The organism is Rhodothermales bacterium (genome assembly GCA_034439735.1).
Classification (GTDB): Bacteria; Bacteroidota; Rhodothermia; order Rhodothermales; family JAHQVL01; genus JAWKNW01.
On the sequence record JAWXAX010000127.1, the window covers coordinates 1 to 8,660 of the forward strand.

At 63.4% G+C, this 8,660-nt stretch carries 8 protein-coding genes; 1 reads left to right on the forward strand and 7 read right to left on the reverse strand.

Going from position 1 to position 8,660, the window contains the following annotated elements:
• Positions 1-513: 513 nt before the first annotated feature.
• From SH809_10335 to SH809_10365, 7 genes are all read right to left on the reverse strand, one after another.
• Positions 514-726 (reverse strand): GMC oxidoreductase, encoded by a 213-nt coding sequence (locus tag SH809_10335; protein ID MDZ4700092.1) that lies wholly within the window; start codon positions 724-726, stop codon positions 514-516.
• Between the two features lie 117 nt (positions 727-843).
• Positions 844-1,458, reverse strand: coding sequence for a response regulator (locus tag SH809_10340; GenBank protein MDZ4700093.1), 615 nt, complete (start codon positions 1,456-1,458; stop codon positions 844-846).
• Positions 1,368-3,173: a PAS domain S-box protein gene (locus SH809_10345; protein MDZ4700094.1), complete on the reverse strand. Its 1,806-nt coding sequence runs from the start codon at positions 3,171-3,173 to the stop codon at positions 1,368-1,370. Before SH809_10345 ends, SH809_10340 begins: the two co-directional genes overlap by 91 nt.
• 403 nt (positions 3,174-3,576) lie before the next feature.
• Complete coding sequence (locus SH809_10350) at positions 3,577-3,936, reverse strand: sensor histidine kinase (GenBank protein ID MDZ4700095.1); 360 nt, start codon at positions 3,934-3,936, stop codon at positions 3,577-3,579.
• 12 nt (positions 3,937-3,948) lie between these two features.
• Positions 3,949-4,761 carry a histidine kinase dimerization/phospho-acceptor domain-containing protein gene (locus tag SH809_10355; protein ID MDZ4700096.1) on the reverse strand — a complete coding sequence of 271 codons (813 nt, stop codon included), beginning with the start codon at positions 4,759-4,761 and terminating at the stop codon, positions 3,949-3,951.
• Positions 4,762-4,871: 110 nt separating this feature from the next.
• Entirely contained in the window at positions 4,872-6,275 is a 1,404-nt protein-coding gene (locus SH809_10360; protein ID MDZ4700097.1) for a tetratricopeptide repeat protein, read from the reverse strand.
• A gap of 126 nt (positions 6,276-6,401) precedes the next feature.
• Positions 6,402-7,922, reverse strand: coding sequence for a GMC family oxidoreductase (locus SH809_10365; protein ID MDZ4700098.1), 1,521 nt, complete (start codon positions 7,920-7,922; stop codon positions 6,402-6,404).
• Between the two features lie 161 nt (positions 7,923-8,083).
• Here SH809_10365 and SH809_10370 point away from each other — a divergent pair.
• A partial coding sequence (locus SH809_10370; GenBank protein ID MDZ4700099.1) for a hypothetical protein occupies positions 8,084-8,660 on the forward strand: 577 nt, incomplete at its 3' end.

Below are 8,660 nucleotides of genomic sequence, written 5' to 3' on the forward strand. Positions count from 1 at the left end.
CAGAAAAATGCCAGTCTGATGGCTGGATTACTTCGTAAGTCGTTTCGCTCGTTTCCCGCCTCCGCGGGAGCCTGCCCCCGGCTTTGACCGGGGGATGACGATGCCCTGGATTGTAGAAATCTCAACAGTTTGTGAACTCTTAACCTGAAACCACTCACGATAATCCGACAGGATTCCACGTGAATGTACTTAGGCCCGCCTGGTACCCGATACACATTAAATGAGGCACGACGCCCCGCCTCCCGTGTTAGCCCAATTGTTAGCGGACGATACGAGGTACAGACGCTGCGCGGCGAGAAAGGCGACAAAACGACCGGACGGCAAGTCCTTGTTTTTGGACGCTATAGCCCGCGGTGCGGGGCAAGACGAAGTGCCGGGCATCTTCTACCCGGGGAGATGACGATCGAAACCCGAAGGGTCTGTGAGACCCTTCGGGTTTTTTCGTTCGACGGCGCCGGTCAGGCATCCGGGCGCGGGGGCAATAGCGGCCTCAGGTTCTCGAGTAGAATGGCGTCATCCCGCCGCATAAATCATCCTCGCAGACTCCAGAATGGCCTTGCGGCGGATCCAGTTCGGGCTCTGTTCCACCGCTCTCAGCAACCAGCCCAGCCACAAGCTCAGCGCGGCGATCGTCAGCGTCGGCGCCATGGCAGACGATGTGAGAAACAGGCTGGCGTCGGACACGAACAGGTTCTCGAGGCCGTGATGGTGGAGGACATCTCCCATACCTCAGGGGAGTACCTTGCGCGTTTGTCCATGACTCCACGTTCTCAAATGTTGAAGTCTCCGGCAAATCCGGGGCGGTTCATACGAAGCACCATCGGAAAGAGAGCGCCGTCCGGCTCAGTCCTTCGCCGGCTGGAACCCGGCAAGTAGCGCCTTGAGATCCGCCGGTTCAACCGGCTTGACGAGGTGAAGGTCGAAGCCGGCTTCTTCGGAACGCCGCCGGTCGGTGTCCCGCCCGTAGCCGGTGAGGGCCACCAGCCGCACGCCTTCGAGATGGGGCAGCCCCCTGACGTGTCGGGCCACTTCGAAGCCGTCCATGCCGGGCAACCCGATGTCGAGCAGGATCACGTCCGGCTGGAACCCGATCGCCCGTTCAAGAGATGAAGGGCCGTCGTAGGCCACGCGAACCTCGTGACCCCACGAGCGCAGCAGCATCGCCGACATCCGGGCCGCGTCCTCGCTGTCGTCCACCACCAGAATCCGCAGCCCCTCGGTCGCCGTCATCGAAGGCGCCGCCACGGCAGGTTCCAGGGGCTTCACGGTCCCGTCGGCGAGCGGCAGCCGGACCACGAACGCGCTGCCCGATCGGAGGCCGTCGCTGTAGGCCTCGACAGTGCCCCGGTGCAGGGTGACGAGGTTTTTTACCAGCGACAGGCCGATCCCCATGCCGCCATCGGCCCGGTCCAGCGACTTGTCGGCCTGCGTGAAGAGGTCGAAGACGTGGGGAAGCAGGGGGCCGCGATGCCGACTCCGTTGTCTCGAATCCAGATGACGGCGTGATTGTCCACGGATTCGACCGTAAGCCAGATGAGGCCACCGACCTCGGTGTACTTGGACGCGTTGTCCAGGATGTTGCCGATGACTTGCTCCAGCCGCCCCGAGTCGGCGTGAAGCCACAGGACGTCGTCGGAGAGGGAGACCGTGAGTTCTTGCTCCCGGCGCTTGATCAGCGGCGCCACACGCTCGATCGAACGCTTGACGATGTTGTTCACACTCACCCGATCGAGGTGGAGGCGAATCTGACCGGTGGTGATGCGAGAGACCTCCAGCAAGTCGTCCACGAGCCGCGAGAGGTGGCGCACCTGCCGCTCGACGACACCGCGGGCTTCGCGCTGCACCTCGTTCTCGTTATCCTGTTGCCCGATCAGGTGAAGGGCGCTGAAGATGGGGGCGATCGGATTGCGAAGCTCATGCGAGAGCATTGCCAGGAACTCGTCTTTGCGTTGGCTGGTGTCGGCCAGTGCGCGGGCCTGGTCGTGGATCTGCCGCTCCAACCCCTTGCGCTCCGTGATGTCCCGGATGTTGCACTGTGCGACTTTGTGGCCGGCCTCGGTGTAGACGTTGCAGATGAACTCCACCTCCTGCACCTGGCCCTCGGCGTTCTCGAGTGGCAAGTCCTCGTAGCGGACGTAGCCCTTCTCGCGGAGCGTTTCGATGGCGGCCTCGCTCTCCTTTTTGTCCCGAAACAGGCCGATCTCCCAGAGCTGCTTTTCGCAGAACTCCTCTTTCGTGTAGCCAAGAAGCTCGCTCATGTACGGGTTGGAGTCGATGATCTCCATTTTCTCGGCGTCGAGGATGAGGATGCCGTCGCGCGCCGACTCGAACAGCCGCCGGTAGCGCTGCTCGGAGGCCTGCATGCGGCGCAGTGAGACCCGTTCGTCGGTCACGTCCTCGATCGCGAGTAGGATCAGCGCCGTGGGGGCTCCCGGCTTACGGATGCGGCGGGCGTTGATGTGGAGGCGGCGTGCGTTCAGCAGCATGACCTTGCTGCCGATGGCCGGGAAATCCCGCTTCACCTCAAAGTCGTAAAACTCGTCGTTCCCGGTCTGGAGATCATCCAGCAGCACCCGCAGTTCGGGGAGATTCCATTGGCCGTCGCCCAGGTCGTAGAGGATGCGGCCTTCGATCTGGCTCTGCGAGACGTCGAAGGTCTGGTAAAACGCGGCATTCGCCAGCACGATGCGGAAGCCCTCGTCGAGCACGAGCAGCGGTTCGCGTAGCGTCGCGAAGATGCCGTCGGCGTAGGCGAGGGCGTCTTGCAACGCTTGCTCCTTCAGCCGGCGCTCGCTTATGTCGCGGAACACGAGCACGACGCCGGCAATCTGCCCGGCCTCGTCGCGGATCGGGGCGACGCTGTCGTCGATGGGCCGCTCGGCGCCGTCTCTGGCAATGAGTAGCGTATGCTTGGCCAGCCCCTCCACGACGCCCATACGGAGGGCCCTTGCGACGCCACTCTCGACTGTCAGTCGCGTCTCCTCGTTTACGATGACGAACACAAGGTCCAGCGGCACGCCGGCGGCGTCCTCGGCCGTCCAGCCGGTGAGGGCCTCGGCCACGGGGTTCATGAACGTGACGCGGGCCTCGGCATCGGCGGCGATGACCGCATCGCCTATGCTGTAGAGTGTGACCTTCAGCCACTGGGCCCGCTGCATCAGTCCCTCACCCATTGAGGCGTCCGAATGCGACTGTGATAGTTCGGGGGGGCGGTGCTTATTCGTAGTCAATTCGATCCTCTACTTCTAAGGGTGTATTGACTATCGACGAGGCCGGCGCGCGCGATTGGTATTGATCGCGCGTCCAGGATGTGTTGCTTTAGGAAACGGCTTCAGGGGGCCCGGACGTCCATCTGCCGGCCACCGCTCCGCCGATTCAACCGCCCGCCAGGGGTCGCGACACGCCGGCTATGGCGATGGGTAAGAACGCCTTACGACATGCCGCCACCTACAACTAGGTCAACCTACGCGATTGCCAGTTGAAACCAACCATCAGAAAGGATGAAAAGAGGACTAGTGCTTCAGGGCGAGAACGGATCCCGATGGGACCACGGGCGCAACGATGAACCGCGATAGGTCATTTCACTGCTTTCCCACCGCTCCGATCATCGCCCTCAGCCGGAGGCTGCCGGGGAAGGCGGACGGTGAACGTCGTGCCTTCGTGCGTCGTTGAGGTGATGCCGATCGTGCCGCCGTGGGCGTCGACGATCTCTCGCACAATGTACAACCCCAGCCCGATGCTGCCCGGAGCGCGCCGGGTGGTTGATTCGGCCGTAGTAGCGTGGCGCAACATGGGGTCAAAGATCGTCGCCAGCAACTTCGGTGGGATAGGAACGCCGGCGTTGTGCACGCTCAACACTACCGACTCTGCTTCAGAGGTAACCGACAGTTCGACCGGTCCGTCGGCCGAGCCGTGCTGCAGCGCGTTGCCTATCAGGTTAAAAACGACCTATTGGAGCCGCATGACGTCCCACAGGCCGGTGAGGTCCCCTTCGTGGCGAAAACGTATCGTGCGCTGCGGGTGCATCAGGTGAAATCCGTTGAGCACTTCGTGGCAAAGCTTTTCCAGATCGACCGGCCCGCGCGTCAGCCACATCTCGTTGCCCAGGCCCGTCGATGCGAAGTCGATCATGTCGTTGATCAACAGGGAGATGTCCCGCGTGTAGGTCTCGATCACCGCGAGCGTCTTAGCAGACTCCGAGCTCGGGTCTTCAGCCTGCAAGCCAAGACGCGCGGCCATGCGGATGCAGTTCAGCGGGTTGCGCAGATCGTGGCTGAGGATGGCGAGGAACATGCGTCGCGACTTGTCGACGCGCCTGGTGTAACTGCCGACGGCAATGGCCAGCGATTGGTCCATCGACTCGTTGAAGTGGATGATGTCGGCGATGTCGTAGGCAGTAGGATGGGGGAGGCTCCCCCGCCACTGGCGCAACACGCTGGCGCGCAGGGAGCGGTATTCGGAAACGACCTCCACGATATCGAAGCCCGAGCCAATGCGCCCCAAGCCGTGTAGGGCGGAGGCATCGTCGAGGCCGTCGCTGGCCTCGCCCCCGGCGCCGCCATGGCCTTTGGACTTGCTCGACTGCTCAGAAACGCTCTGTGTGGCAGCCATGTCCCGCACGGTGGCGCGAAGGATCATTTCGGCGTCGCCTCGAAGGGCGAGCCTGGTCATGGTCTTCCCGGGCTCGAGGCTACGGGCAAAGGATTCCCATTCCATCAGGATGGGCTCGATGTTGGTAAGTATAAAGTGTGCCAGTTCCATCTCTTCCTCGTTTCGACGCCGTCAAGACCAGCGCGAGATTACCCGTTAATATAAGGCGCTTCGCCCCATACTTCGGGCACAACCCGTCACAACGAAAGCAAAAACCACGTTCAATTCTTCAGAATTTCCCCCAGACGCATCCGCTTTAGCGTCCCGGGTGAAACCGGCGTCACCTCGATGGCTTGCTGAGCATCGTAGCGGCGTTTAAACGTATTCATGCCGGCGACGTCGCCTGTCCGTTCCATCGCCTCGGCCTCGGCAGCCAACGTCTTGCCCAACTGGAGCCAGCGCTCTCTATCGGCCGCGATGTCGGCATCGAACCAGAGCCGGCGCAGGAGGTGCCCCATGCGTGGATCCCGACGCCACAGATCACCCCATAGAAGCATACTGTCCTCGGCGTAGTCGGGCCCTTCGAAGGGGTGGAAGTGCCACAGGGGCCCCTCGGGAAGGGGGAGTCCGAGCAGCATCGGCGCCAGATAGATGTTGCCAAAAAAGCACAACCGCCACACCTCCAGGGCGCGCTCGAGCCGGCCGGATTCCCATTCGAACTGCCCGTACGACAGCAAGACGTGCGGCTCGATCAGGTCTACTTCCATGTACTCGTTCACTTCGCCGTACCAGTGGCTTGCCCGATCCCGATCGCCGAGGACATGATGGATGGGCCCCAGCAAATACGCCGTGTCGGAATTATCGCCGGTGTGGAGCCTGTGGATCTCCTCGAACTCCGCCGCGGCCTCGCGAAAACGGCCCGATTCCATGTATATCACCCCCAGCCCTTGGAGCGCCTCCAGATACACCGCCTGCTGCAGTTCATCTTCCAGATCGAACGCTTCAGGCGTCAGGGAAGGCATGGTTTCGCGCGCTATCGAAGCACTCTTGCGGAAATAGGCCTCGGATTCGTCCAAAAGATCTTCATCCATCGCAATCCGGGCCAGGCCGTTGTGCGCCACCATCAGGTAGTCGTCGAGTTCTAGCGCGGCGTAAAAATGCTGTTTCGCTGTTTCCACCTGTTCCATCCTGTAGGCGTCCATACCCCTGACGGCTTCCTCCATCGCCAGGTCCAGCCGGTAGGACAGGGACTCCTCCGAGGCCGCGCCGCGATGTTCACGCAAGGACTCGAGCACCGACAGATCTTCGGGAACAGCCCCAATCAGACGCAGAATATTCCGGCGGCGCCCTTCCGTCAGGTACCGCGGATCCGCCCAGACCACCCCGAGCGTCTCCGCGATCTCCCGGTACTTCTTGCTGATGGAGATCGCACTCACATCCACATAGATGGCCACATCCTCCTGCGACATCCTGCCGGCCTGGAGGCGGTCGTATAGATACAGCAGCGCTCCTGCCCATATCTCCGGTTTTCGGGTAGCACTCAGGTCCACGCTGGCGGCAAAGTCTCGCCAGAGCCGGATGCCGCCAGCGAGGGTCTCGCCCGCAAAAAAACCCTCGGAATAATACTCAAACTCGCGGATAACGGCCTTGACGACGCGGTCGTGGTTGGAAAGCGGCTTGGGCATGGCGATTGGGGTATTCATGACACAATCGAACGCGAGGGTATCATAATGCGATTCGATCAAAAAAGCAGCACCCCACCCATTTCACATTTCGTGCAAATGATCGCCTTCAGGCGATTCACCTGCCGGCTACATCCGCCCGGCCAACCGCGCGCCCAACCGCAAACTCAGCGCCGCGATCGTCAGCGTCGGAGCCATGGCGGTGGAGGTGGGGAACAGGCTGGCGTCGGACACGAACAGGTTGTCGACGCCGTGCACCCGCCCGGTCGGGTCGCAGACGGAGTCCGCCGGCTCGGCGCCCATCCGCAGCGTCCCGCACTGGTGCGCGTTGGCTTCGATTCCGAACCGTTTGTGGAAGATAAACGGGTAGCCGGCCCGCCGCATGGCCTGCTTCACCCGGGCGAGCAGCACCCGGTGCGCGGCCTCGTTGTTCGGTCGCCACGTTACCTCGATCCGCCCACCGTCGCCGAGGAGGACGCGGTTCTCGGAGTCGGGCAACTCCTCGGTAGTCATCCACCAATCGATGCTCCGGGCCGCGAGGTAGTCGAGGAGCGCGGCCGGCAGAAAGGGCTTGTCCGACTGGATCATCCGCCCGGTCAGCTTCCCCAGCGTCTGGATGGCGCCGGCGGGATATGGGAAGCCGCGAGCGGCGAACAGGAAATCGTGGAGGCCGACGGTCTTCTGCATCGTCAGCCGCGTCCGCCGCAACGGCCGCACGCACATCAGGGCGCTCTGGTTCTGGATCATGTACCGTCGGCCCACCTGATCGTAGCGGTTACCCACGCCCTCGGGCCACGCGGCGTCCTGCGAGCGAAGCAGCACCGCCGGGGAGTTCACGGCCCCGCAGGCCAGCACGAAGGTGGACCCGGTGATCGTCACCAGGTCGCCCCGGTGCAGGGCTTCTACCGCGACGATCCGCCGGCCCCCGTCCGCCGTTTTTATCCGGCGGACGAGCGTATCGGTGAGCAGGCGCACCTGCGGCGAGGCCAGCGCCGGCCGGAGGCACTGGCGCTCGGCGTCCCCTTTACCGCCCGCGTAACAGGGAAACCCGTCGCAGCCCGTGCAGGGCGTGTCCCGGTTGCATCCCCCCTCGCCCCAGTCGATGGCCATTTCGAGGGGATGGGGATGGAGGCCCTGCGACCGGAGCGCCTCGACAAGTTCGGCGACCGCCGGCTCGTGTGGGATAGCCGGAAAGGGATACGGGGTGGAGCGGGGCGGCTCGGTCGGGTCGATGCCGGCTTCGCCGCGGACACCAAACAGCGCCTCGGCCTGTCCGTAATACATCTCCATCTCGGCGTACCCGATGGGCCACGCCGGCGTGACGCCGTCCACATGCCGCATCCCCGCAAAGTCCTCCACCCGAAAGCGCTGCAGGTTGGCGCCGTAGAGTTTCGTCTGCCCACCCACCCAGTAGTGGTTGCCCGGGCGATACGGCCGGCGGCGCACGGTGTCGAACCAGCGCTCGGTGGTTTTGTAGCGCCCTTCGCCGAAGACGGCCCTGGCGTCCCAGTTCGCCGGCTCGGCCGGCAGGTAGCCGCCGCGTTCGACGACGAGCACATTGGCGCCGCTATCCTTCAGGGCATAGGCCAGCGCGCTGCCCCCTGGCCCCGAGCCCAGAATCACGATGTCGGCGGAGAGCAGCTGGGGCATGGCGGTTGAGGGCTGGGAGGACGCGGTGCATCGAATATCGAACGAGGGTCAACGATAGTCAAGAATCTCCCTGAAGCGCTTTTTTTGATGGGAGGCGATGATTTCCGGCGCGTTGCCTATCTTGCGCGCGATACCCCATAGCATCAGCCGTTCTCCCGCCCATGCATCCGATCTACCCCTACTTTGCCATCCTCCTCCTGGCCGCCGGTTGCGCGCCGCAACCGCCCGAGGGCGCCGGCGCCGACTGGGCCCACTACCTCGGCCACCCAACGAGTAATCAGTACTCCACGCTGGACCAGATCACCACCCAAAACGTCCGCACCCTCGAGGTCGCCTGGACGTTCGTCACCGGCGACAGCGCGCTCTACGAGGCCAACAACCTGATCGTCGATGGCGTGCTCTATACCCCCACGCCCAGCCGAAGGGTGATCGCCCTGAACGCCGCCACCGGCGAGCACCTCTGGACGTTCGACCCGACGACCATCCAGACGCATGAGCCCACCCGGCGCATCGAGGCGCAGCGCGGCATCACGTACTGGGAGGATGGGGATGACAAACGCATCCTCTCGGCCCGCGGCCCATGGCTTTTTTCGCTCGATGCGCGGACGGGCGTGCCGGTGCCGTCGTTCGGCGAAGGCGGGTGGATCCACCTGGGGGATGGGATGGATGTCGAGGGCCGGCCCAACGTAGGGCTCAATAGCACCGGCTACATCTACAAGGATATGTTCATCGTCGGCG